The sequence below is a fragment of the Amycolatopsis roodepoortensis genome, from assembly GCF_014873915.1.
Classification (GTDB): Bacteria; Actinomycetota; Actinomycetes; order Mycobacteriales; family Pseudonocardiaceae; genus Amycolatopsis; species Amycolatopsis roodepoortensis.
Window position 1 is genome coordinate 3113362 of sequence record NZ_JADBEJ010000005.1, and the last position, 22538, is coordinate 3135899.

At 68.4% G+C, this 22538-nt stretch carries 19 protein-coding genes; 10 read left to right on the plus strand and 9 right to left on the minus strand.

Features of this window, described 5'->3' with window-relative positions:
* Positions 1-10: 10 nt before the first annotated feature.
* From H4W30_RS33875 to H4W30_RS33885, 3 genes are all read right to left on the minus strand, one after another.
* Entirely contained in the window at positions 11-1822 is a 1812-nt protein-coding gene (locus H4W30_RS33875; protein WP_192746291.1) for a VMAP-C domain-containing protein, read from the minus strand.
* Between the two features lie 438 nt (positions 1823-2260).
* Positions 2261-2977, minus strand: a complete 717-nt coding sequence (locus tag H4W30_RS33880; RefSeq protein ID WP_126733912.1) for a S1 family peptidase — start codon at positions 2975-2977, stop codon at positions 2261-2263.
* Between the two features lie 172 nt (positions 2978-3149).
* Positions 3150-4184, minus strand: coding sequence for a PucR family transcriptional regulator (locus tag H4W30_RS33885; protein ID WP_192746292.1), 1035 nt, complete (start codon positions 4182-4184; stop codon positions 3150-3152).
* A 96-nt stretch (positions 4185-4280) separates the two neighbouring features.
* Here H4W30_RS33885 and H4W30_RS33890 point away from each other — a divergent pair, with 96 nt between their 5' ends.
* The 4 genes from H4W30_RS33890 to H4W30_RS33905 are packed head-to-tail and all read left to right on the plus strand — an operon-like array spanning position 4281 to position 9847.
* Positions 4281-5183, plus strand: a complete 903-nt coding sequence (locus tag H4W30_RS33890; protein ID WP_192746293.1) for an alpha/beta hydrolase — start codon at positions 4281-4283, stop codon at positions 5181-5183.
* Positions 5180-6934 carry an ABC transporter ATP-binding protein gene (locus H4W30_RS33895; RefSeq protein WP_192746294.1) on the plus strand — a complete coding sequence of 585 codons (1755 nt, stop codon included), beginning with the start codon at positions 5180-5182 and terminating at the stop codon, positions 6932-6934. Before H4W30_RS33890 ends, H4W30_RS33895 begins: the two co-directional genes overlap by 4 nt.
* Positions 6931-8631 (plus strand): ABC transporter ATP-binding protein, encoded by a 1701-nt coding sequence (locus H4W30_RS33900; RefSeq protein WP_192746295.1) that lies wholly within the window; start codon positions 6931-6933, stop codon positions 8629-8631. Before H4W30_RS33895 ends, H4W30_RS33900 begins: the two co-directional genes overlap by 4 nt.
* A 31-nt stretch (positions 8632-8662) precedes the next feature.
* Positions 8663-9847 carry a GNAT family N-acetyltransferase gene (locus H4W30_RS33905; RefSeq protein WP_192746296.1) on the plus strand — a complete coding sequence of 395 codons (1185 nt, stop codon included), beginning with the start codon at positions 8663-8665 and terminating at the stop codon, positions 9845-9847.
* Here H4W30_RS33905 and H4W30_RS33910 read toward each other — a convergent pair whose 3' ends face one another.
* Positions 9848-11020 (minus strand): MFS transporter, encoded by a 1173-nt coding sequence (locus H4W30_RS33910; protein ID WP_192746297.1) that lies wholly within the window; start codon positions 11018-11020, stop codon positions 9848-9850. It lies immediately after the preceding gene.
* 166 nt (positions 11021-11186) lie between these two features.
* On the minus strand, positions 11187-11681 hold the full coding sequence (locus tag H4W30_RS33915) for a MarR family winged helix-turn-helix transcriptional regulator (protein ID WP_126733919.1): 495 nt from the start codon (positions 11679-11681) through the stop codon (positions 11187-11189).
* A 359-nt stretch (positions 11682-12040) separates the two neighbouring features.
* Here H4W30_RS33915 and H4W30_RS33920 point away from each other — a divergent pair, with 359 nt between their 5' ends.
* The 3 genes from H4W30_RS33920 to H4W30_RS33930 all read left to right on the plus strand — a co-directional run bounded on the left by H4W30_RS33920 (position 12041) and on the right by H4W30_RS33930 (position 14273).
* A complete protein-coding gene (locus H4W30_RS33920; protein ID WP_192746298.1) occupies positions 12041-13249 on the plus strand; it encodes an adenylate/guanylate cyclase domain-containing protein in 1209 nt (402 codons plus the stop codon).
* 179 nt (positions 13250-13428) lie between these two features.
* The gene (locus tag H4W30_RS33925) at positions 13429-14001 is read left to right on the plus strand and encodes a class IV adenylate cyclase (protein ID WP_192746299.1); all 573 of its coding nucleotides are present in this window, start codon (positions 13429-13431) and stop codon (positions 13999-14001) included.
* Positions 13998-14273 carry a hypothetical protein gene (locus tag H4W30_RS33930; RefSeq protein WP_192746300.1) on the plus strand — a complete coding sequence of 92 codons (276 nt, stop codon included), beginning with the start codon at positions 13998-14000 and terminating at the stop codon, positions 14271-14273. Before H4W30_RS33925 ends, H4W30_RS33930 begins: the two co-directional genes overlap by 4 nt.
* 39 nt (positions 14274-14312) lie before the next feature.
* Here the strand turns inward: H4W30_RS33930 and H4W30_RS33935 are convergent, their stop codons facing one another.
* The 4 genes from H4W30_RS33935 to H4W30_RS33950 form a co-directional block, all read right to left on the minus strand.
* Positions 14313-15278: a sporulation protein gene (locus H4W30_RS33935; RefSeq protein ID WP_192746301.1), complete on the minus strand. Its 966-nt coding sequence runs from the start codon at positions 15276-15278 to the stop codon at positions 14313-14315.
* Positions 15279-15399: 121 nt separating this feature from the next.
* Positions 15400-16725 carry an erythromycin esterase family protein gene (locus H4W30_RS33940; protein ID WP_192746302.1) on the minus strand — a complete coding sequence of 442 codons (1326 nt, stop codon included), beginning with the start codon at positions 16723-16725 and terminating at the stop codon, positions 15400-15402.
* A gap of 193 nt (positions 16726-16918) precedes the next feature.
* Entirely contained in the window at positions 16919-17761 is an 843-nt protein-coding gene (locus H4W30_RS33945) for a dioxygenase family protein (RefSeq protein WP_126733923.1), read from the minus strand.
* Positions 17762-17839: 78 nt separating this feature from the next.
* Positions 17840-18745, minus strand: a complete 906-nt coding sequence (locus H4W30_RS33950; RefSeq protein WP_126733924.1) for a helix-turn-helix transcriptional regulator — start codon at positions 18743-18745, stop codon at positions 17840-17842.
* Between the two features lie 135 nt (positions 18746-18880).
* Here H4W30_RS33950 and H4W30_RS33955 point away from each other — a divergent pair, with 135 nt between their 5' ends.
* The 3 genes from H4W30_RS33955 to H4W30_RS33965 all read left to right on the plus strand — a co-directional run bounded on the left by H4W30_RS33955 (position 18881) and on the right by H4W30_RS33965 (position 22321).
* Positions 18881-20059 (plus strand): glycosyltransferase 87 family protein, encoded by a 1179-nt coding sequence (locus H4W30_RS33955; RefSeq protein WP_192746303.1) that lies wholly within the window; start codon positions 18881-18883, stop codon positions 20057-20059.
* On the plus strand, positions 20047-20796 hold the full coding sequence (locus H4W30_RS33960; protein ID WP_192746304.1) for an SDR family NAD(P)-dependent oxidoreductase: 750 nt from the start codon (positions 20047-20049) through the stop codon (positions 20794-20796). The genes H4W30_RS33955 and H4W30_RS33960 overlap by 13 nt, the downstream gene beginning before the upstream one ends.
* A 268-nt stretch (positions 20797-21064) precedes the next feature.
* On the plus strand, positions 21065-22321 hold the full coding sequence (locus H4W30_RS33965) for an HNH endonuclease signature motif containing protein (protein WP_192746305.1): 1257 nt from the start codon (positions 21065-21067) through the stop codon (positions 22319-22321).
* Positions 22322-22538 lie beyond the last annotated feature (217 nt).

Below are 22538 nucleotides of genomic sequence, written 5' to 3' on the forward strand. Positions count from 1 at the left end.
CGGCGTCCCCTTACAGTCGAGTCGGGATCAACGGCTGGTCCAGAACGATCACACGTTTCGGGTCGTCCCACATTACCACCAGATCGTGAGCCAGAGAATTCTTGAACGGTACCGCCGCACCCGAATTCGCCAGTTTGCGGCGATCCCGGAGTCCGATAAAACCGCTGTCCGCGGCCAATACCCAGTCGAGCAACTCGCGCAGGTTCTCCGGCTCGGCGTCCGGATGCCAGAGCACCACCGGAAGTCCGCTGCGGAGCGCGCTCGTCAGTTCGTCCGGTGCGCCACCCGGTTCCGCTTGGGGCGACGGCGGTTTCGCCAAAACCAGGCCTACCCAGTGATCGTCGCTGAGGATGGCGTCGATCGGGTGATCCTCGAACTCCGCGCACCCGGAATAGTGCAGCCGGTCGGCGGCGGGGTCCTTCACCATCGAATCCCAGCGAACATGCCATGCGCGATGCCAATGCCTCGCCCGCATCCTCTCCAACGACCGTATTCCGAGCCGGTACCCGTAGCGCAACGGCTGGGGATGGCCGGTCCCATGTTCCTTCGCCCAGCGCTGCACGGGCAAATTGATCAACGTCCTCGGCAGCAGGAATTCCACCGACGCCGACATGCTCTGGCCGGACCAGACGCCTTCAGTCTCCAAGATGACGTCGTCGACCCTGTACTCGACCTCGTCCATCCCGATTTCGCGTACTCCGCCGAGCGACGGCGGCCAGACCTCCGGATCGTCCTGTCGCCAGAACGCGAGCGTGCACCGCGTCGGGTCCCCGGGAACCGGTTCGAGCATGATCATCAGGTGCAGATGGGGCCGCTCCGGAATCGGCGGCCTGCTCTGCCGCTGGTGCACGAGGGCGGGGCCGAGCCGCAGTGTCCGGGCCTGGTCGCCGATCCAGTTCGCGATCATGGCCGCGGGCTCACCCACCACGTTTTCCGCGAGCAGGCCGAGGAAAGTGATGGCGGGCGGCACACCGTCCGGCCCCGCGTTGAAGTCGGCGAGCAGCTGGAAAGCGTCCCACGCGTCGGTGATGCCGTCCAGCCGGGGCAACGGGACCGCGGGACCGAGCGCGCGGCTCACCATGACCGCCAGCCGAGGGACTTCCAGCCCGGTCAGCCGCCGGTGCAGGCCGGCCAGATCCTTACGGGGGATCAAATCGAGAACGGCGCTGTCCAGGTCGGCCAGAAACAGGTCTTCGGCGGCCACCACCGCCGGATCGGGAGAATTGGCGACCGGCACGGTGACTTCTCCGTGCAGCCGCAGATAAGCCGTTCCGGTGAAGGTCTTCACCGAAACGGGTATCGGATTGTACGACTCGGGCATCAGGCCCGGGTCCTTTTCGATGACGTCGGCGAAAAAACGCTGCGAACAGATGAACGCGATCATGCGACCGGATTCCGCGAACGCGTCCTTCGCCTGTTGCGCGTCCAGAATGCGGAAGGCGATGTCGACCGCTTCGCCGACCCACCCGTTGCCGTCGTCGATCACCTCGCCGGAGTTGAGGCTCACCCGCAGCCGCATCTGCGCCTGCGGCGTCCGCGTGTGGTTGTACCGGCGGAGGGCGACCGCGATGCGATCCGGCAGCAGATCGGCGACCAGGCTTTTCGTCGTTCCGGGCGGAAGAAGGACCAGTACGCCGTCTCCGCGGTCTTCGTGCGCGCAGGAATCGAAATCGATACCGCTTTCGGCGAAAGCCGTCTTCAGCACTTCGTACATGCCTTGGTGCACGGCGAGCCGGTCGAGCGGGTTGCGATCCGGCGCGGTGAACCCCACGACGTCCACCACGACGATCGTGCGGTCGAGAGCCCGCGTCGGTCGCGCCACTGGCCCCCTCCCAAGGTCCGTGGCGCCGACCCACCGGCGCCGACCGCCAGATTATCGCGTCGATCGGCCTGGAGGGTGATTGTCATTTGACAAATAGCAAGGCAGCGGAGGGTGCTAGGTCTCGCGAGTGGTGAGGACGGGTTCCAGCCGAGGGTGTCTTAGGCACCTACTGGCTTCCGGCCGCCGTTGACCCCCGGGCCCGGTCTGTGGGGTCTGCGGGAGGCTGGGGGCTGGAGCCGGTGTCGCGAAAGCCACTTTCGGGACGTCAGACGTCTCGAAAGTGGCTTTCGCGACATGATCACCAGGCCTGGCCAGGACCAACGTTGCGAAAGTGGCTTTCGCAACCCCGGCCAAGCCCCAGCACCCGGCGGTACCGAGCGCCCTGGGTCTCGTGAGTGGTGAAGACGGTTCTAACCGCCCTCACCACTCACGAGCGGGTCAGACGCCGGCGATCTGCTGGATCCAGCTGCGGTACCGGGTGATGTTGGTGTAGGCGGTGTTGTTCGACCGGTCGCTGGTCGAGGCGACGCCGACCTGGCGGCCGCCGGAGAACATCGGGCCGCCCGAGTCACCGCCGGCGGTGATGCCGTCGACGCGGTTCGCGCAGACCGCGACGCCGCCGTTGTAGTCGCTGCAGTTGACCGAGTTGACCCGGACGGTGGCGACCTTCAGGTAACGGGACTGGCAGTTGATCTCCGAGCCGCACTGGCTGGTCGCGCCCCAGCCGTAGACCTGGACGTTCTGGCCGACCGCGACGTTGCTCGTGGTGCCGAGCGGCGCGTAGGTGGCGTTGACCGAGCTGGTCAGCCGGACGACGGCGAGGTCCGCGCCCGAGTGCCGGGTGATGCTCGCCGCGGTGGCCATGGTGCCGCCGCTCTGCTGGTCGAGGCTGCCGATCCGGAACGTGTAGCTGCCGCTGCTGGCGACACAGTGCTTCGCGGTGAGGATGTACTGCGGCGCGATGATCGTCGCGCTGCAGTTCTGCTGGCCGTTCACGAACAGCCGGGCCGCCCAGGGAGCGTTCTGCGCGTACTGACCGCCGATGATCATCGGCTGCACACCCGAGGGCTCGGCGGCGGTCGCGGCGGGGGCGGTCGAGCCGAGCAACGCCATGAAGGCGGTGCCGGCGAGCAGGACAAGAGAGCGCAGTCGCATGTTCCGACTCGTTTCTGCGGCGGGGTTCCGGCCGCTTCAGTGGGGACGAACGCGCTGATTCTGTGTCGTGCCAAGGGAACCCGGAAACCGACGAAAGTTCGCGCGGGCTACCTATTTATTTCCATGACGGACGGCGGTGATCTTTGAGTACCCGGCGAAGATCATTAGGTAGTCACTCGCCGAGCAGCCGCCACGCGGTGAGGGCGAGCCTCGCGCGGGTCAGCCCGAGTGGATCGGTGAGGTCGATGGCCAGGCATTTGCCGATCTGGGTCAGCCGTCGCGCGACGCTGCTGTGGTGCAGGTGAAGGGAATCCGCGGCCTGGCGCACCGAACCCGTGGCGCAGTAGGCGTCCAGCGTCCGCAGGTCCTCGGGATCCGCCGCCAGCTTCGAGATCGCGACGACGTCGACGTTGGCCCGCGAGTCCTCCTCCGGGATCCGCGCGAGCAGCGCCAGCGCTCCGAGTTCGCCGTGGTGGATCACCGGACGGCGCGACGTCGTGAACCGCAACGCCGTCCTGGCGTCCTGCCAGGACCGATGCGGGCACTCGGCCTCCCCGATCCCCGCCCGCACGTCCTCCGGGAAGCGCTCCGGATCCACCGCGGTGGCGAGGATGATGCCGACGTCGGTGAGGGACGCGGCCTTCACCGGGCGGCCGGGGCAGATCAGGCTCCCGACCTTCTCGAGCGGAAGTCCCGACGGGACGGCGACAACCCGGATCGGCGCGTCGGCGGGGAAACCCAGCAACCGCAACGCCCGGTTCCGGGCGGCGTCGTCACTGGCGGAGCTGATCACGAGTTCCACCAGCGCCGGATCGGCCATGGTGGTGCGGGCGGGCCCGTACCGTTCGACGACCGTCGCCACGGCGATCGCGAGCCGGTCCAGCACCGCTTCGTCGAGGGCGACGGGTGCGCCCTCGCGTTCCAGCCACACCGTGCCGATCTCCTCCTCGTCGAGGGTGATCGCCAACGAGATGGACGCCGGCGCGGAAGCCGGAGCGGCTTCGCGGCCGTCGGGCGCCATGCGGAGGGTGCGTCCCGTGCTGTGCAGGTGGATACCCGCCACGCATTCCGCCAGCCCCGCGGTGGCGCGGGCGAGCGCGGGGAGGTCGACCCGCCGCCGCATCAGGGTGTCGTAGAACATCACGACCCGGATCGCGCCCTCGACGTCGGGATCCAGATGCGACAACCGCGCGGCCAGTGCCTCCATGCCCGCGAGCGTACGCGGCGATCGTCGCGCGAAGGGGCGATCACACGCGACGGATGGCGGCCGCCTTCGGGCTTCCGAGCCGGAAGGATCGTGGTCATGGATCCCGAACTCGAAGCCTTCATCGCCCTCTTCCCGAAGGCGAAACTCGACGACCCGGTCGCGGACCGCGTGAGCTTCGCGAAGCTGGCCACGTCCGTGCCGCAGCCCGACACGTCGGGCATGGACGTCGAAGACCGGACGGTGCCCGGTGACCCCGGTGTCCCGATCCGGATCTACCGGCCGCGCGAGGCACAGGGCGCCGTCATCTGGCTGCACGGCGGCGGCTGGGTGATGGGCGACCTGGAGACCGAACATCCTTGGGCGGCGCGGCTCGCCGAAGCATCCGGCGCGACGGTGATCTCGGTCGAGTACCGGCTGGCGCCGGAAAACCCGTTCCCGGCCGCGTTCGACGACGTCTACGCCGTGCTGAACTGGACGGCGGACCACGCGGCCGAACTCGGCGTCGACCCCGACCGGATCGCCATCGGCGGGCACAGCGCGGGCGGCGGGCTCGCGGCGGCGACAGCACTGCGGGCCCGTGACGAAGGCGGCCCGCGGATCTGCTTCCAGCTGCTCAACCAGCCCGGGCTCGACGACCGGCAGGAGTCTTGGTCGGCGCGGAACTTCATCGACACACCGTGGATGAACCGCGCCAAGATCACCGCCGCGTGGGGGCACTACCTGGACGGAAAGCCCGCGCCTTCGCCGTATGCCGCCCCTTCGCGGGCCACGGATCTCTCCGGGCTGCCACCCGCGTACGTGGCCTCCGCCGAGTTCTGCCCCAATCGCGACGAGAACATCGAGTACGCGCTCCGGCTGCTGCAGGCGGGGGTTTCGGTCGAGCTGCACCAGTGGGCGGGCACCTTCCACGGGTCGCAGGCGATCCTCTCCGCCGAGGTGTCCCGGCGTCAGATCGACGAACTCGGCGGCGTCCTGCGCCGCGCGCTGGCCTCGTCATGACGGCACCCACAGCGCCACCCACCACGGTCCGGTTGCTGCGCCCGTTCGCCGGGAGTTTCGCCGCGGTGGTCGTCCTTCAGATCATCGGCGCCATCTCGGGGTTGGCGCCGCTGCTCGCGGTCGTCGAGCTGGGCAGGGCGCTGCTGACGTCCGGCCCCGTCGACGAAAGCCGGGTCTGGACCGCGGTGATCGTGGGCGCGGCCGGGATGTTCGTCCGGCTGGTGCTCACGGCCGCGTCGTCCGGGATCGGGCATCTGCTCGACGGCCGGGTCCAGCTCACGTTCCGCCGCCTGCTGGCCGAACGCCTGGGACGCGTGCCGATCGGCTGGTTCTCGAGCCGCCGCACCGGTGAACTGGCCAAGGTCGTCGGCGAGGACGTCGGGGCCGTGCACCCGTTCATCGCCCACACGCCCGGTGAACTCGTGTCCGCCTTCGTCGTCCCGCTGGTGTCGCTGGTCTACCTGCTCACCATCGACTGGCGGCTCACCCTGATCACGCTGATCCCGGTGGTGCTGGCGGTGGCCATGGTCCCGCTGATGATGACGCCTTCCCGGTTGCGTGAGCAGGAGGAGTTCGACCGGGGAATGGCGGGGATCTCGGACTCGGTCGTCGAGTTCGTCCAGGGCATCGCCGTGGTCAAGGCGTTCGGCGGCGCGGGCCGCGCCCATCGCAGGTTCCGCACCGCGGCGGACGCCTTCGTCGCCACCTTCACCCGGTGGGTGCACGGAATGGCCGGGCCGGCCGCGGGGATGCAGCTGGCGCTGTCCCCGCCGTTCGTCCTGCTGGTCGTCCTGATCGGCGGCACGCTCCTGATCACCGGCGGCGGCCTCGCTCCGGTCGATCTCCTGCCATTCCTGATACTCGGCCTGGGTTTGACCGCGCCCGTCGCCGCGCTCGGCCATGGCTTCGACGAACTCCAGGCCGCCCGCCGCGCGACCGGCCGGATCCGTGAGGTGCTCGGGGTGCCGTCACTGCCGGAGCCGTCGAACCCCGTTTCGCCGCGAGGACACCGAGTGGAGCTGCGCGGCGTCCGGTTCGGTTACGAGGCCGGCCGCGAGGTCCTGCGCGGGATCGATCTGGTGCTCGAACCCGGCACGGTCACCGCGCTCGTCGGGCCGTCCGGCGGCGGAAAGTCCACTTTGGTCACTCTGCTGCCGCGGTTCTTCGACCCGACGGAGGGTTCCGTGCTGCTGGGCGGCGCCGATCTGCGTGAGATCGGCAGCCGGGAGCTCTACCGCAACGTCTCCTTCGTGTTCCAGGACGTCCGCCTGCTGCGCGCCTCGGTCGCGGACAACATCGCGCTCGCCGTCCCGCACGCCGATCGCGAAGACGTCGTGCGCGCCGCCCGGCTCGCGCAGATCCACGACCGGATCCTCGAACTGCCGCACGGCTACGAAACGGTGCTGCACGAGGAAACCGGACTCTCGGGCGGCGAAGCACAGCGGATCTCGCTCGCCCGTGCGCTGCTCGCCGACACACCCGTCCTGGTGCTCGACGAGGCGACCTCGTTCGCCGACCCGCGGACCGAACTGGCGGTGCGCCGGGCGCTGGCGACGTCACGGGCCGACCGGACGGTCCTGGTCATCGCGCACCGGCTGGAGACGGTCGTCGACGCCGACACCGTCGTCCTGCTGGAGAACGGCACCGTCACCGAACGCGGGAAACCCGCGGATCTGCTGGCCCGGAACGGGAAGTTCGCCGCCTTCTGGCGTTCCCACCGCTCCGCCGAACCACTGGGGGAACCTCGATGATCCGGATGTTGCTCAGCGTGCTCGGACCCGACCACGCCCCACCGGTGCGGCGCACCGTGGCACTGATGACGGCGACCGCGATCGTCGAAGGCCTGTCCTACGCGTTCCTGGTCCCCTTGCTGCGGGCGCTGCTCGGAAGCACACCGGGCGACGCCGTCCCGTGGCTGATCGCGTTCGGCGCGGCCTTCTCGGTGTTCGCGATCCTGCGGTACCGCGCCGATCTCTCCGGCTTCCGCGCCGGGACGACGTTGCTGCACGGGATGTACCACCGGCTCGGCGACCATCTCGCCCGGCTGCCGATGGGCTGGTACGGCGGAAAACGGGTCGGTGACGTGTCGGCGCTGGCCGGACCCGGGGTACTGCAGGCGATGGGCGTGATCGCGCATCTGCTGGCGCCGTTCATCGCCGCGTGCGTCACCCCGCTGACGATCGTGTTCGTGATCCTCGTCTTCGACTGGCGGCTGGGGCTGGCCGCGCTGATCGCGGCCCCGGTCGTGGCGGCCATCCAGGTCTGGACCGGCCGTTCGATGGCCACCGCCGACGACGAGGCCGCGGAACGCGGGACCGAGGCCACGGGACGGGTCATCGAATTTCTGCAGGCGCAGCCGGTGCTGCGCGCGGGAGGGCGGGCCGCGGAACGATTCCGGTCGCTCGACGACTCGCTGCGGGATCTTCAGCGAGCGAACCGCCGGTCCACGCTTTCGGCGCTGCCCGGTGTCGTGGGGCTGACGTTCACGGTGCAGGCGATGTTCACCGGCCTGCTGGTGCTGGGCGCGTTCCTCGCGCTCGGCGGGGGCCTCGGGGCGCCCGAGGTGGTGGCGATCCTCGTGCTGGCCGCCCGCTGCGCGGATCCGTTGCTCTCGCTGACCGACATCGGCGGCAAGCTCCGCGGCGCGCGTTCGGTGCTGACGAGGCTCGACGCGTTGCTGCGGACCGAACCGCTCCCGGAACCGCCCGACCCCGTCCGCCCGGAGCGGCACGATCTCGAGTTCGAGTCCGTCGTCTTCACCCGCGGCGGCCGGACGGTGCTCGACGGGCTCTCGCTGACCGTCCACGAAGGACAGAAGCTCGCCGTCGTCGGCCCTTCGGGAGCCGGGAAGAGCACGGTGCTGCAGCTGCTCGCCCGGTTCCACGACGTCGATTCGGGCGCCGTGCGCATCGGCGGGGTCGACGTCCGCGCGATGGGCACCGAGGACCTGATGTCGCGGATCGCGATCGTCTTCCAGGACGTCCACCTCTTCGACGGCACGATCGAGGAGAACATCCGGCTCGGCCGTCCGGATGCCGACGACGCCGAGGTGCGCGCCGCCGCGACGGCGGCCCGGCTGGACGAGGTGATCGAACGGCTGCCCGGCGGCTGGTCCGCGAACGTCGGCGAGGGCGGGGCGCTGCTGTCCGGTGGGGAACGCCAACGGGTCTCGATCGCGCGTGCGCTGTTGAAGGACGCGCCGATCGTGGTGCTCGACGAGGTGACGTCGGCGCTGGACCCGGTCAACGAGACGGCCGTCCACGAAGGCATCGAGCGGCTCATGGCGGGCCGGACCGTGGTGATGGTGGCGCATCGGCTGCGGACCGTCGAGCGCGCCGATCACGTGGTCTTCCTCGACGGTGGCCGGATCGCGGAGGAAGGGGACCACGACGCGCTGGTCCGGCTCGGTGGCCGGTACGCCGGGTTCCTCGACCTGCAAATCGCTTGACGCCACGCGGGAACGGCAATGCACTGGGGCGATGAAGATCCGTTCCACGACCGCCGAGGACCGCGACGTCTTCGTCGACACCATGTTCACCGCGTTCGCCCGGTTCCCGGACACCGCGGGCGAGACCTGGTCCGCGCTCGAACTGGACCGCGGCCTGCTCGCGGTGACCGGGGACGGGCGGCCCGTCGGCACGGCCGCCGCGTACACCTTCGAGCTCACGCTGCCCGGTGAGGTCGTCGTGCCGGTCGCCGGGGTGACCGCCGTCGGCGTCCTGCCCTCGCACCGGCGGCGCGGAGTGCTCAGCGCGATGATGCGGCATCAGCTCGCCGAATTCCGGGAACGGGGCGAGTTGCTCTCGGTCCTGCTCGCGTCGGAAGCGCTGATCTACCGGCGATTCGGCTACGGCCCGGCGACCTACACCCGGCGCCTGACGGTGCCGCGTCATCGCGCCGCCCTCGCCGTCGGGACGGCCGGTGGCTCGATCGAGGTGCTGCGCCGGGCCGAGTGCGGCGAACTCCTGGAGGAGATCTACGACCGGTATCGCCGCGCCCGGCCCGGCGCGCTGTCGCGGCCGCACCGCTGGTGGTCCTTGGGCGCCGGGCAGCCGCCGATCTCCCGGGCATCGCGCTACATCGCCCTGCACCGCGACGCCGACGGCGTGCCGGACGGGTACGCCTCGTACTCGCTCACCGAGCCGAGCACGCTGACGGTCGACGAGACCATCGCCGTCGACGACGAGGTGTCCACGGCGCTCGCCCGGTTCGCGCTCGGACACGACCTGATCACCGAGGTCGTGTTCAAGCATTGCCCGCCCGACCATCCGCTGCGGTGGCAGCTCGAAGACTTCCGTGCCGGCGAGGTCGGCGGCGACACGGACTGGCTCTGGGTCCGGCTGCTGGACGTACCTCGCGCACTCACCGCACGCGGCTGGTCCACCGACGGCGAACTCGTCCTCGACGTCGACGACCAGGCGCTCGGCGAACGCGGCCGGTACCTGCTCACCGTCCGGGGTGGTGAGGCGGACTGCGTCCCGACCGGCGCCGAACCCGACCTGTCCCTGGACGTGAGCGACCTGGGCTCGATCTACCTCGGCGGCACCGCCCCGAGCCTGCTCGTGCGGGCGGGCCGCGTCCGGGCCCATCGCCCGGACGCGGCCGCGCTCGCCGACGCTCTGTTCCGCACCGAACGCGCGCCGCACTGCCTGCACTGGTTCTGATCAGGTCCGGCGGGTGCCGACCATGAACAGCAGCGACGCCGCGGTCAGCACCACGCCGAACCACACCACGCTGGTGATCCCGGCGTGGTCGGCGAGCAGTCCCGCGAACAACGCGCCCAGAGCGATGGAAGTGTTGTACGCCAAGGTGTTGAGTGACATCGCGGCCTCGAACGTGTCCGGCGCGGACCGCTGCGTCATGGTGAGCTGACTCAGCTGCACCACGCCGTAGGACAGTCCCCAGAGCACGAGCGCGACCAGCGCCCCCACCTGCCCGTGGCCGACCACGAGCAGCAACAACAGGGACGTCACGAGTCCGGCCGCTCCGACCGCGAAGCTGACGAGCACGTTCTTCGCCACGAAATGCCCCGCGACGAAGTTCCCCACCGCTCCACCGGCACCGAAGACGATCAGGCACACCGTGACGAAGGCGGGCGACGCCGACGAAGTGCCTTCCAGGAAGGGACGGATGAAGGTGTAGACGCCGAAGTGCCCGAGCACGAACAAGACGACGGTGATCAGGACCGACCGCAGGCGCGCGTTCACCCGCGGCAGGCCGAAGACCTCGCGGACGGAGACCGCGTTCGCCGACGGCAGGGACGGGACCAGGACGAGTACGGCGAGGAAGACCAGGACGCTGAGCCCGCTCCAGATCAGGAACGTGGACTGCCAGCCGACGAGGCGTTCCAGGACGGTACCCAGCGGCATCCCCAGCACGGTGGCGACGGAGATACCGGACATCACGACGGCCGCCGCCCGGTTCGCGTGGCGGCCGGGGACGATCCGCATCGCCATCCCCACGCCGATGGCCCAGAACGCGCCGTTGGCGAAGCCCATGACGAGCCGCGTCGCCAGTACCAGCGGATAACCCGGCGCGAGGGCGGTGATCAGGTTGCCGGCGGTCAGGATCGCGAGCAACGTGGAGAGCAGGACGCGCCGGTTGATCCGTCGCGTCCACGCGACCACGAACGGCACGCCGAGGCCTGCCGAGACGCCGTACAGCGTGACCATCAGGCCGGCGGCGCCCACCGAGATGTCCAGGCTGGAGCTCACCGGGGTGAGCAGGCCGACGGGCATCAGTTCGGTGGTGAGGAAGACGAACAGGCTGGCGGTGATGGCGGCGACCCCTGCCCAGCCCTTCAGGGTCGAATGCGCGTTTTCGGTTCGGGTGGCCATTTCTTCTCTCTCGATTCACGAGCATGACGAAGAAACCCCTGCGGGCACGGCGATTCCGCCCCTGGGGTGCTTCGCACCAGAAGGATCTACGGCACGCGGGACGACCCGCGAACCTCTTAGCGCTAAGCTATTCGATGCTTAGCGCTAAGTCAAACGCGTTGGCTCGTCAGTCGTCGAGAGCGACATCTCCCAGTGACCGCAACAGATTTCGCAGCAAAACGGCCAGTTCGTCCCGCTCCTCGGGGCTGACCGCGCTCAGGAGCCGATGCTCGGTGTCGACGTGATCGGGCAGGGCACGGTCGATGAGCTCGCGCCCCTGCTCCGTGAGGTCGACCAGCACGCGGCGGCCGTTCGTCTCGTCGGGCGCGCGGACCACCAGACCGCGCTCTTCGAGCCGGTCGAGCCGCTGGGTGATCGCACCGGAGGTGACCATCGCCGATCGCATCAGGTCGGCGGGGGTCAGCGTGCCTGCCCGGCGCAGGGTCGCCAGGACGTCGAACGACGACCGGTCGAGGTCGTGGCGGGCGAACGTCTTGCGCAGCTCGCCCTCCATGACCCGGGTCAGCCTGGTCAGCCGCCCGATGACCCCCATCGGGGAGACGTCCAGGTCGGGACGGGCTTCGGCCCACTGGCGCAGAATGTGATCGACGTGATCCGGCACGACGGGAGGTTACCCCGCCTCACGAGCGCGGACGCTCCTTGACACCCCGTGGAGCCACTGCCCTACTCGGGCAGATGCTCCCGGCCTGAATCAGTGTCCACTCACTTCGCGAAGCACTGGCAAGTCCGGACGCTCCACCCCGCTCGGCCCCACGATACGGAGCCCAATGATTAGGCCTTCCAACCCCTGCAGCAGACCTGGTCAAGCATCGCCGGGATCGCAAGCACCGACGGACGGAGCGCGACAGTCCCCGCTCATGTCCCGCAAATTCAGATGGTCGTTCATGATCAGCGCAGCGCGTTGCCGTCTTCCGGTCGTACAATCGTTGTCCGGGGCGCGTCACAGCGGAGGGCGGAGAGATGTCGGCAGAACTGACCGCAGGAAACAGTTACGAGAACGTATACTTGATCTTCGCAGATGCCGCTGGCCATTCGGACATCGTCGCGTCGAACCCTCGCGATCGGGCTGCACGCGCATTCGATCTCCTCGAAGACCGTGTCCTGGATCGAGTTCGAATCGTGCAGCAGGAACATCGGTGTGGTTACGCGAGATTGTGGCATTGGCATGGTGACGGCGGCCTCATCGTGATCTTCGACGAAGACGAGAGCGTTGGTTTGGAAACCACGCTCGGCATCGCCGAAAAGCTGGTTTCCCTGGTACTCAAACACCTTCAGGACGAGTTCCAGCAGATGGAGATCAAGGGCAGCCTTCACCTCCGAGTCGGGGTCCACAAGGGAACGATCACCTACCGCGGATCGGACGCCCACGGCTCGATACGTTCACCGGACATCAACTTCGCTGCCCACCTGGAAAAAGGGACCCCTCCGGATACCGTCGCGATCTCCGGCGAGGTGTACCACGTCGCCGGACCCAAACACACCGGCAAGTACCGGAGAGTCGGGTCGCTCGAGGGGCGCGAGGTCTATCTGCTCGTCGGAAACGGAACCGAGCGGGACGTCGCCCGATCATGGATCGCGGCGCACGGTCTCCACGGGAACACGCGGGTATTCGGTTACCACGAACGGCCGAGCCAACACGAGAAAGCCCGCCTGCTCAACATCGCGAACCACGACGTGCTGGAGGTAGGAACCGCCCTCCACACGAGTTCGAACTACCTCGTGACCACAGAACGACCGGCGACCTATCGTGATGCGGCTGAGAACTACCTGCGGCGCGGCGGGGTGTACCGTTGCTACCTAATGGATCCAGACTGCGACGACACGGAGCGCGTCGCGCAGGAGCGAGGCGAGAATCTCGCCAAGAAGATCTCCGGCTCTCTCAAGGCATTCAGTGACTTCAAGCGGAGGATGGGGGCCGACGGCGACCGACTGGAAGTATTTCAGTTGCCGTCATACCCGGCCATGACCGTATTCGGCTTCGACATGGCCACCGACCACGGATTGCTGCTGTATTCGCCATACCTGCCAACCGTCCACGCGGATGCCAAGGTGGAGAGAGGCGGCATGCCACACTACCTGGCTTCTCGTTCCTCCGGCGGGCTGTACGACTCGATCGGGTTAATGGTCACGAGCTTGACGAGCGCGCCGGGCGTCGAAAGAGTCCTCTAGAGCCGAAAGATCACCTTGCGCGACAACCAGCAGGAACAGCCATAGGCTTGCCCTGCCATCGGCAATCATCGCACGCCATGAGATGCTCGTCACCGCCAAGCACAGCAGATCAACACAGCGGGCGCAGTTTCAAGCAACAACGGCCTCGGGGATTTTCGTGCTCGATCAAGCAGCAATACGTGAAGTTAGGCTCCACTATGCGAGAATTAGAGATAAAGATCCAGTTCGACGGCATCGGGCCGCAAGATATTCTTGACGCCCTGCGTTCACACGGCCACGAGCCATACGCGACAGCGGCACAACTCGACCACGTCTTCGCGTTCGACAGAGCAGATATCGAGAGCCCGGCAAAAGGCGCCGTGGTGGCTCGGGTTCGCACTCAAGGCGACCGGAACTTCGTCACGGTGAAAGTCCGGCGATCCGCGGATCTCGACCGTCTCGAATATGAAACCGAGGTCGTAGACGGTTCGGCAGCCCGATCGATTCTCTCTGCCCTCCGACTCAAGGAAATGCTCCAGATTCGCAAGCAGCGATGGAGTTTCCGCATCCGCGAGGGCGTGACGGTGTGCGTGGACGAGGTCGACCGCCTCGGCACCTTCGTCGAGGTCGAAATTCTCGATCATGAGGTCTACGATCGCGATTCTCAGCTACGCGATGAAGTCGAGTGGATAGCGCGATCCGTCGGACGGCCACCCAAACTGATCGAGCTGGCCTATGACCGCATGCTGCTGATGCAGGAATCCTCCCCGTGAGTTACGCCGACTTGTCAGTGCTGGCAAAGCCGCGAGGCCGGGTCGAGAACTCTGTAACCGCCGGTTTCGCGAACCAGCGGCCGCATTCGCCGAAGGCCAGGTTCTCGCGCGACGTCCGGCAACGAATCCGTCGGAACCTCGTCCGTAGTGGAGTCAACACACTGGAAACCGCTGTCATGCAGGGCCTGCACGTGGTGGCCAGGGCGGAGACGGATCCGCGCCGGCTCACCGACGCGGTCGACGCCGCGTTGGCGCCCTTGACCGCGAAGTGACCCCTGGGCACACCGGCGCCGGCGTGCCCCGGAGCCGGATCACTCCTCGAAGCCTTCGTCGCCACCGTCGAAGGCGTCCTCCATGACCTCGCCGAGGATCATGCCGCCGACCACGCCCGCCGCGGCACCGGCGACCACGCCGCCCATCCCCGGCCCACGCCTGCCGTGATGCCCGTGGTGGTCGTATTCGTGGCCGTAGTGCTCCTGGTGCCCGCCGAACATGGCGTGCCCGCCGCCGGACTCGGCGACCTTGGCCAGCCAGCCGTCGATGGCCGCCGCCCAGTCGGTGCGCAGGGCCTCCTCGTGCGAAACGTGGAAGCGGCCGAAGGAATCGCCGCCGGAGCGGAACATGCCACCGCGCCGATCGGCCTCCAGGACCACCACGAGGTCGTCCGGGCTCGCGACGAAGGTCAGCTCCACCTGGCTGACGCGGCCCGCGTAACGTGACGGCGGGAAGAACTCGATCTCCTGGAAGAACCCGAGCTCCTGCCGGACGCCGTGCAGCCGCCCGGCTTCGACGTCGGCGCTGCGGAACGAGAAGCCCAGCTCGCCGAACGCCTCCAGCACCCGGTCCTGCGACTCCAGCGGCCCCACCAGCACCGGGTCGAGGTCACCCTTGTCCGGCGCGCCGGCGATGACGAGTTCGGTCCGCACGCCGACGACCATGCCCGGCAGCTCGCGCCCGCCGACCGCGCTGATCGGCGTCTCCCACGGCAAGGCGATCCGGAACGGCACCGTGGTCAGCTGCCCGGCCGTCACCTTCACCTTGCTGCCCGCGCTGACCCGCAGGAATTCCGCGGTTCCGGCGCGCTCGTGATCGCCGCGTTCGACCTCGACCCGGGTGACCAGCGAAAGCAGGATCTCCTCGATCTGGGCGTCGCTCGAACCGCCCTGGATGCGGACCTGGCCGGTGATCACCTCGCCGGGAACGGCGTGCGGTGAGTCGAGCACGGTGTCGACGGACGGACCGCCGACCCCGAAGGCGCTGAGCATCCGTTTGAACATCAGGGATTTCCTCCGCTGGGTACTGGAACAAGGGGGTACCGGAACACTTCGACTACTACCGAGATCCGTCGCGGCACGCCAGGTAAACCGGGTTAAAACCCCCTAAACGGGCGCGACGTCACTACCTTCTCAGATCGGCCTGGCGGACGTCGTGCAGGTGCATGACGACGTCGTAGGACCGCCCGAGCGAGACGGCCGCGAGATCGACGGGGAACTGCGTGCCGATGGTTCGAGTGGGCCGGGCGGTTTCCAGCCAGGCGCGCGCGGACGGCGGCGCGGTGCGGACGTCCAGGTAGAAGTCCTCGAACCGCACCCGATCGAGGGTGTGTTCGTTCGAGCCGGACGGCGCGGCGGGAACGGAGAAGCGCTTCCAGTCGCCCTCCAGGGCCTTGTCCTTGGACAGGAAGGAACCCCGGTCGAAGGTGAACCCGATCGGCAGGTAATCCCGGCCCAGCGTTTCGCGCAGGAAGGCGCCCTGGGTCTTCGGGTACATCGCGGGGCTGTCGCTCTCGTAGGAGACGTGGCCGTTGTGCGCGGAGAGCAGGATCCTGTGCCCGGTCCGCCGCTGCCACCAGGCGACGTTCTCCGCCATCGCCCGGTCGCGCAGGATCTGAGCGGCGGGCAGGCCCTTCGGATCCGAGAGGTCGACGGCGAGGAACCGGACCGTCTGCGCGACGAACCTGGCGTGTTGCTCGGCCCACTCCCTGGCGCCCGCACCGGGCAAGCCCTTGATCAGTTCGTAAGCCTGCTCCGCCTGCGTGGCCAGCCGCAGTCGCTCGTCGAGCGGCTTGCGCAGGTAGGCGAACGCGTCGTCGATGGGGCGCAGACCGGTGTAGAGCCGGTTCAGCCGGGGGAGATCCGCCGGATGATGCTGCCGCACGTAGTCGGTGATCCTCGCGAAGAACGCGTCGTTCACCGCTGGCGCGCCGAGATCGTCACCGACGAAGTGCACGGTGCGGCCGGGGTGCGCGCGGTTGTATTCGCGCATCCACCGGATGAGGCTCACGAACTCCTCACGGTCCCACGGGGAACCGGCCAGCGTCCGCTTCGCGAGCTCCCGGACGTCACCCTTGCCGCCCTGGACGTACTCGTCGATCTCCAGGCCCGCGGACCAGCTCAGCTCCAGTGCGAAGGCCCGGAAGCCCCTTTCCTCGACGAGATAGCGGAACACCCGTTCCTTCATGGTGAAGAACTCGTGCGAGCCGTGGGTCGCCTCGCCGAGGCCGACCACCTTCGCGCCGCCGATCATCCCGCCCAGCGCCCGCAGGTCGGCGGTGTTCCGGCCTGGTTCGGTCGAGCGCAGTGGATGCGCCGCGCGGTCCAGCGAGCGCACCGGGGCCGGGCCTTCGTCCGCGAAAGCCGGGCCCGCCACAGGGGCGAGCAGCGCCCCGGCCACCACGGCGGCGATCACTCCCCGTCTCCCCCACCGTTTCCGGCGCTGTGTCATGACGTCCACCCCTTCGCTCCGATGTCGAAGACGATCATCGTCCGGGGGCCGGGGGCGGCGCATTGAAGCAAAGCTCCTACTTGGGGTGAGGAAAACCCCACCTTCCGAGGAAGCGGGTGGACCCCGCCGCCGGGGTGTGGGTCCCGGCGGCGGGAGTCCACCCGCGTTTATCTCCCTCCGCAGCGGCTGTCCGTCACTCCGCGCGCCACAACGCGGGTGTGGACGGCGGCTCCCAGCCGGGCTGGGCCGTGTGCGCCTGCAAGCACACGTAACCGCGACCGCTGTAGGTGACCCGGGCGCCCGCGGAATAGCCGGTTCCCGCCGCCCAGGTCGTCCCGCCGGGCGGGTTGGAGGTCGAAGTCGACGTCGTCGGCGTCGTACTGGTCGGCCGCGAGGTCGACGTCGGCGTCTGCGGCACGTTCAGCACGAAGTCGAACGCGGCCTGCTTGCCGGGAGGCTGATCGCGGACGGTCATCAGCAGCCGCGGGTCGAAGATCGAGTCGGTGTTGTTGCGCGGCTCGTTGGGGAAGTAGAGCTGCGTGGTCAGCACCGGCCTGCCGGGCGCCTGGACCTTGACGTGGATGTGCCGCGTACGGCCGGGATACAGGCCGGGCACGATCGTGCTCAGCGAGAACGCGCCCTGGTCGTTGGTGAACTGGTGACCGCGGAAGGTGTACCCCACGTTGTCGTAGGCGCCGTTGACGTCCGCCTGCCAGAAGTCCAGCAGCGCCCGCGCGATCGGAAGACACCCGAGACCGAAGACGTAGCCGGACACGGTGAGCCTGGTGCCCTGCGTGTTCGGCGTGACGAGCGACGTCCGCTGCGGCGAATTCGGCTTGAAGTAAGGGCCTTCGGTCTGCGGCGGGGTCGGGTCGTCACCGTCGTCACAGGCGGGGGTCAGCTCGGGCGCCTGGCCGTTCGCGACGGTGGTGCGCGCGAGGGCGGGGCCGCCGATCAACGCGACCGGAGCCGCCACACCCGCGGCGATCGCGGCCTTCAGCACGGTCTTCCGGCTGAGTTTGCTTTCTTCGTCCATACCTGCTCCTCGTGGGGGCTTCGGGAATCACCCTCGACGGTATGGAGAAGATCAGCTGCGGACGATGGACTGGGGTGGTCAGTCGTGGTGAATCTCCGGGGGCGCGTCACCAGTCCGGCGGTAATCTCCGGGGCTCAACCCCGTTTCCCGCCGGAAGAAGCGGCAGAAATAGGCGGGATCAGCGAATCCGACCCGGCTGGCGACCTGTCGCACGGTCAGATCCGTGCCGCGCAGGAATCGTTTCGCCTCTCTGGTCCTCGCCTCACGCATCAGTTGTGCCGCCGTCCGGCCGGTCGCCGTTTTCACCGCGTCGGTGAGATATCCCGGCGTGACCCCGATCCGTTCCGCGAGCGCGCCGACCGACCAGAGACCCAGATCCGGCCTGCCGAGCAGCCGGGCGAATTCCGTGCCCACCGCCTGTGCCCTGGCAGGCGGCCGCGGATCCGCCAATCCCGGAAGGCGTCCCGCCCGCACGATCAGCACGTGCATCAGTGCCCGCAGCACCGAATCGGTGCCCTGGCCGCCACAACGGAATTCCTCGTCCAGTTCGGCGACCATCCGGGCCGTCTCCTCGGCCGCGCGCTCGTCGAGCCGCCATGGCTGCTGACTGAGCCTTCGCAGGGTTTCGCGATCCGACGGATGTTCGAGCAGGAAATCGTCGGTGAACAACACGACGAATCCGCTGAGCTCGCGGGCATCCCAATGATGCACCTGCCCCGGCGTTATGACCGCGAGTTGCGGCGGCGCCAATTCCCAGCGGGTGAAATCGATGACGTGGTCGCCGGTACCGCCGGTGACATGGACGATTTCGTAGAACGTGTGCCGATGCGGGAACGCCGCCCGCGACATCGGCCCGATCGTGTCGAATGTGCCGACCGTGAACGGCAGGGCGTCCGGCGCGCGGACCTCCAGCCGATGCAGTGGCAATTCCCCCGCCTTCGGTTCGAGGCAAGGCGTCCTCGGCAACACCGTCGTTCCGCGCATGGACCGGTCCCTTTCACCACACTGGGAATAAAAAGTCTAGACCAATACCGGGTGCACTGACTGCCGACGGAAGTCGCTTGTCGCCATCGGGGTACAGTCGGGATCATCGACGCACGTCCGAAGGGTCACCACGCGATGCTCCCCACCAAGTCGCGCGGTCGGACCTGGTGGCCGGTCGGCGCGTTCGCCGCACTGGTGCTGGCGTGCGCCGTGGCCTGGGCGACGACGGGCGCTTCCCACAGCGACCTCGAGATCTACCGCTTCGGCGTCGACACCCTGTGGAACGGCGGCGACCTGTATGGCGCGTTGCCGCTTTCCGACGCGGGAATCCCCCTGCTGTTCATCTATCCGCCGTTCGCCGCGCTGGTGCTCACCCCGCTGGCGCTGGTGCCGTGGAACGGCGCGGTGCTGCTGTTGTTCGCGCTCAGCCTGGCCGCGCTGGGAATCACCTTCTACGGCATCACCCGCACGCTGTGGCCGTCCGGGGACCGGCGGAAGGCGCTGCTCGTCGCGTCGCTGGCGATCACGCCGGCGCTCTTCCTCGAACCGGTCCGCCAGACGCTCGGCTTCGGGCAGATCAATCTGGTGCTGATGGGCCTCGTCGCGGCGGACTGCCTGCTGGCCAGGGGCCGCTACCGGGGCATCGGCGTCGGTCTCGCGGCCGCGATCAAGCTGACGCCCATGGCGTTCCTGCTGTTCTTCCTGGTACGCAAGGATTTCCGCGGCGCACTGACCGCCATGGGCACGTTCGTGGCCGCCTCCGCCGTCGCGTTCGCGGTCGCCCCGGAGGCTTCCGCGCGGTATTGGTTCGGCGGCTTCGCCGGGGCGTCCGGAATCAGCGGCACCTCGTTCCACACCAACCAGACCCTGCAGGCCGTACTGGCCCGGTTCGGCGTCGAGAGCGCCGCGAAGCCGCTCTGGATAGTCCTCACCGGCGTTCTGCTGGTTCTGGTGGCAGTGACTATGTACCGCTCGGCCGCCGTGCCGGCGCTGCTGCTGAACGCGACCTTCGCGCTGCTCGTCTCGCCGACGTCGTGGTCACACCACTGGGTGTGGATCGCCCCGGCGCTGTTCACTACTGCCGCCTACGTGGCACTCAGACACCGGGCGATGCTTTGGCTCGCCGTCACCGGAGCAGGCGCCACGATCTTCGTCGCGGCGCCGTTCCGGTATTTCCCGGCCTTCGATCGGCCTGGCCAGACGTGGACGACCGCCCAGCAGTGGCTGGGAAACTGCTACGTCGTCGCGGGTCTGCTCTTCCTCGTCGTCGCGGCCGTTCTCGCGCTGCGGAAAGGACCTCGATGCTCGACCTGAGCGGCACGACGACCCTCGTCACCGGGGCCAGCGGCGGCATCGGCCACGGCATCGCCCTGCGCTTCGCCGAAGCGGGCAGCGCGGTCGCCGTGCACTACCACCGCGATGCAGCCTCCGCGCACGCCGTCGTCGAGCGGATCCAGGAGGCGGGCGGCGCCGCCAAGGCGTTCTCCGCGGACCTCACCGACGACGCCGAATGCCGACGGCTAGTGGCCGCCGCCGCGGCCTGGACCGGACGGCTGGACACGTTGGTCAACAACGCCGGCGTTCAGCCGATCGAACCCTTGCCGGAGATGTCGGCCCAGAGCTGGCGCGCCGTCCTCGACGCGAACCTCACCAGCGCGTTCTCGTGCACACAGGCCGCCGCCGAGGTGATGGACGCCGGCAGCGTCATCCACATCGCCTCGATCGAAGCGGCCCATCCCGCACCGGGGCACGCGCACTACAGCAGCGCGAAGGCCGCCCTGGTCATGCACGCCCGCGCGGCCGCGCTCGAATACGGGCCGCGAGGCCTGCGCGTCAACGCCGTCTCCCCCGGCCTGATCGAGCGCCCCGGCCTCGGCGACAGCTGGCCGGAGGGCGTCCGCCGCTGGGAACAGGCCGCACCCCTCGGCAGGCTCGGCACTCCTGGCGACGTCGCGAACGCCTGTCTGTTTCTCGCATCGCCGCTCGCGGCGTGGATCACGGGGCACAACCTGACCGTGGACGGCGGCGTCTCGGCGCGTCCCACTTGGTGATCGGGGATCCGGTTCGCTTGCTTCGCGTTCTTTAGTGGTGATTCGGCGTGGTGGTGGCTCATGTTCAGTTGGTCGCTCGATTCTGTGCTTCGTCACTTCAGCACCGACACGTAGTCCGTCGGCCTTGCTTCGCGCTCTTTAAGCCCCTTCGTGCCCTTAAAGACGCTTCGCTGCGTTGATACTCCTTCGCTGTTGCCATTTTCCGGCAATATCTGCGTTGGGCCGTTTGAGCTAGCGCAAGTGTTCGATTCGGAGTAATGTCGGTGTCGTGGCCAGCAACGATGCACCTCCAGGGACGCCCACCGAGTGGTGGCGCGTCGACACCGCGACGCTGCATGCCCGCAAACAAGAACTCGAAATCCTCAAGCGCCGGGCGGATGCCGAGCAGAATGCGATCCTGGCGGAAATCAATTCCCGTGGGGTGCGTGGGTGTAGTGGTCATTCGACGTTGGCGGCGCTGATTTTCGAGGACTTCCTGGTGACCGACAAGGAAGCCAGTGCCCGCGCCGACCGCGTCCTCGCTCTGCATCCCGGCCCGGCTATCGGCGGAGACCCCGAACCACCCCTGGCACCGTTGACCGCCCAGGCCGCCGCCGAGGGCGCGATCGGCGGTGGCCAGATCGACGCGATCATCCGCACCCTCGCCCGCATCCCCTCCACCGTGCCCGAGGACGACGTGCGGGCCGGAGAGGCGATCCTGGTCGAGCTGGCGCGTCGGGCGGGACCGCGGCAGATCGCCCGCGCCGGACGCCGCCTGCTCGACGAACTCGACCCCGACGGCAAAGAACCCCGCAACGAAGACCCGAAAGACACCCGCCCGGAGTTGCGGTTCGTCAAACACCGCGACGGCACCCTCGGTTTGAAGGGCACCCTCGACCTCGAAACCTACGCCCGCCTGAAATCCGACCTGGACCCCATGGCCAAGCCTCATAAGGTCATCGACGGAGTCCGGGACTCCCGCACCCAAGACGAACGCTACGGCGACGCTTTCACCGACTACGTGCGATTGAAGACCACCAGCCGCAACCTCCCCGGCCAAGCAGGCGAAGCCACCCACATCCTCGTCACCATGTCCTACGACGACCTGATCAACGACCTCGGCGAAGCGCACCTGGACCTGGTCGGGCCGATCAGCGCCACCGACGCCCGCATCCTCGCCTGCGACGCCCGGGTGCGCCCGGGTGTCCTCGGCACCGCGGGCGAACCGCTGGACATCGGCCGGTCGAAACGCACCGTGTCCCTGGCGCAGAAATACGCGTTGACGATCCGCGATGGCGGCTGCGCGTTTCCCGGCTGCGATATGCCTGTGCCGCGCTGCACCGCCCATCACATCGTTTTCTGGCGCCACCACGGCGAAACAAAGATCGACAACCTCGTCCTGCTCTGCACCAAACACCACCGGCTCATCCACCACAGCGAATGGAAAGTCCAGATCGCCCAAGACGGACTCCCCGAATTCACCCCGCCCGCCTACCTCGACCCCACCGGGAGGCCGAGACGCAACACCATGCACCTCAGAACATAGGCCGAACCTTGAAACCTCCGAAACCGAGGCGACCCGGCAACGCCGGGCCGCGACATCGGCCTGCGCGGCTTCGACGTCGGACCACGTGGCTCCGTCTCACTCCGTCTCGTGACCGCAGCCTTCCCGAATCCCTGTCCTCCGGGACCGACCGCTGGAACCCGATGCCGTCCAGAACCGCCCCGCGGGCCAACGACCGGAGACGCCCCCTCCGTAACCG

Bases quoted from the DNA above. Each gene is read 5' to 3' on its own strand.
- H4W30_RS33880 (WP_126733912.1), bottom strand. From the start codon at position 2,977: ATGCGACTGCGCTCTCTTGTCCTGCTCGCCGGCACCGCCTTCATGGCG.
- H4W30_RS33885 (WP_192746292.1), bottom strand. From the start codon at position 4,184: ATGGAGGCACTGGCCGCGCGGTTGTCGCATCTGGATCCCGACGTCGAG.
- H4W30_RS33890 (WP_192746293.1), top strand. From the start codon at position 4,281: ATGGATCCCGAACTCGAAGCCTTCATCGCCCTCTTCCCGAAGGCGAAA.
- H4W30_RS33895 (WP_192746294.1), top strand. From the start codon at position 5,180: ATGACGGCACCCACAGCGCCACCCACCACGGTCCGGTTGCTGCGCCCG.
- H4W30_RS33900 (WP_192746295.1), top strand. From the start codon at position 6,931: ATGATCCGGATGTTGCTCAGCGTGCTCGGACCCGACCACGCCCCACCG.
- H4W30_RS33905 (WP_192746296.1), top strand. From the start codon at position 8,663: ATGAAGATCCGTTCCACGACCGCCGAGGACCGCGACGTCTTCGTCGAC.
- H4W30_RS33910 (WP_192746297.1), bottom strand. From the start codon at position 11,020: ATGGCCACCCGAACCGAAAACGCGCATTCGACCCTGAAGGGCTGGGCA.
- H4W30_RS33920 (WP_192746298.1), top strand. From the start codon at position 12,041: ATGTCGGCAGAACTGACCGCAGGAAACAGTTACGAGAACGTATACTTG.
- H4W30_RS33935 (WP_192746301.1), bottom strand. From the start codon at position 15,278: ATGTTCAAACGGATGCTCAGCGCCTTCGGGGTCGGCGGTCCGTCCGTC.
- H4W30_RS33940 (WP_192746302.1), bottom strand. From the start codon at position 16,725: ATGACACAGCGCCGGAAACGGTGGGGGAGACGGGGAGTGATCGCCGCC.
- H4W30_RS33945 (WP_126733923.1), bottom strand. From the start codon at position 17,761: ATGGACGAAGAAAGCAAACTCAGCCGGAAGACCGTGCTGAAGGCCGCG.
- H4W30_RS33950 (WP_126733924.1), bottom strand. From the start codon at position 18,745: ATGCGCGGAACGACGGTGTTGCCGAGGACGCCTTGCCTCGAACCGAAG.
- H4W30_RS33955 (WP_192746303.1), top strand. From the start codon at position 18,881: ATGCTCCCCACCAAGTCGCGCGGTCGGACCTGGTGGCCGGTCGGCGCG.
- H4W30_RS33960 (WP_192746304.1), top strand. From the start codon at position 20,047: ATGCTCGACCTGAGCGGCACGACGACCCTCGTCACCGGGGCCAGCGGC.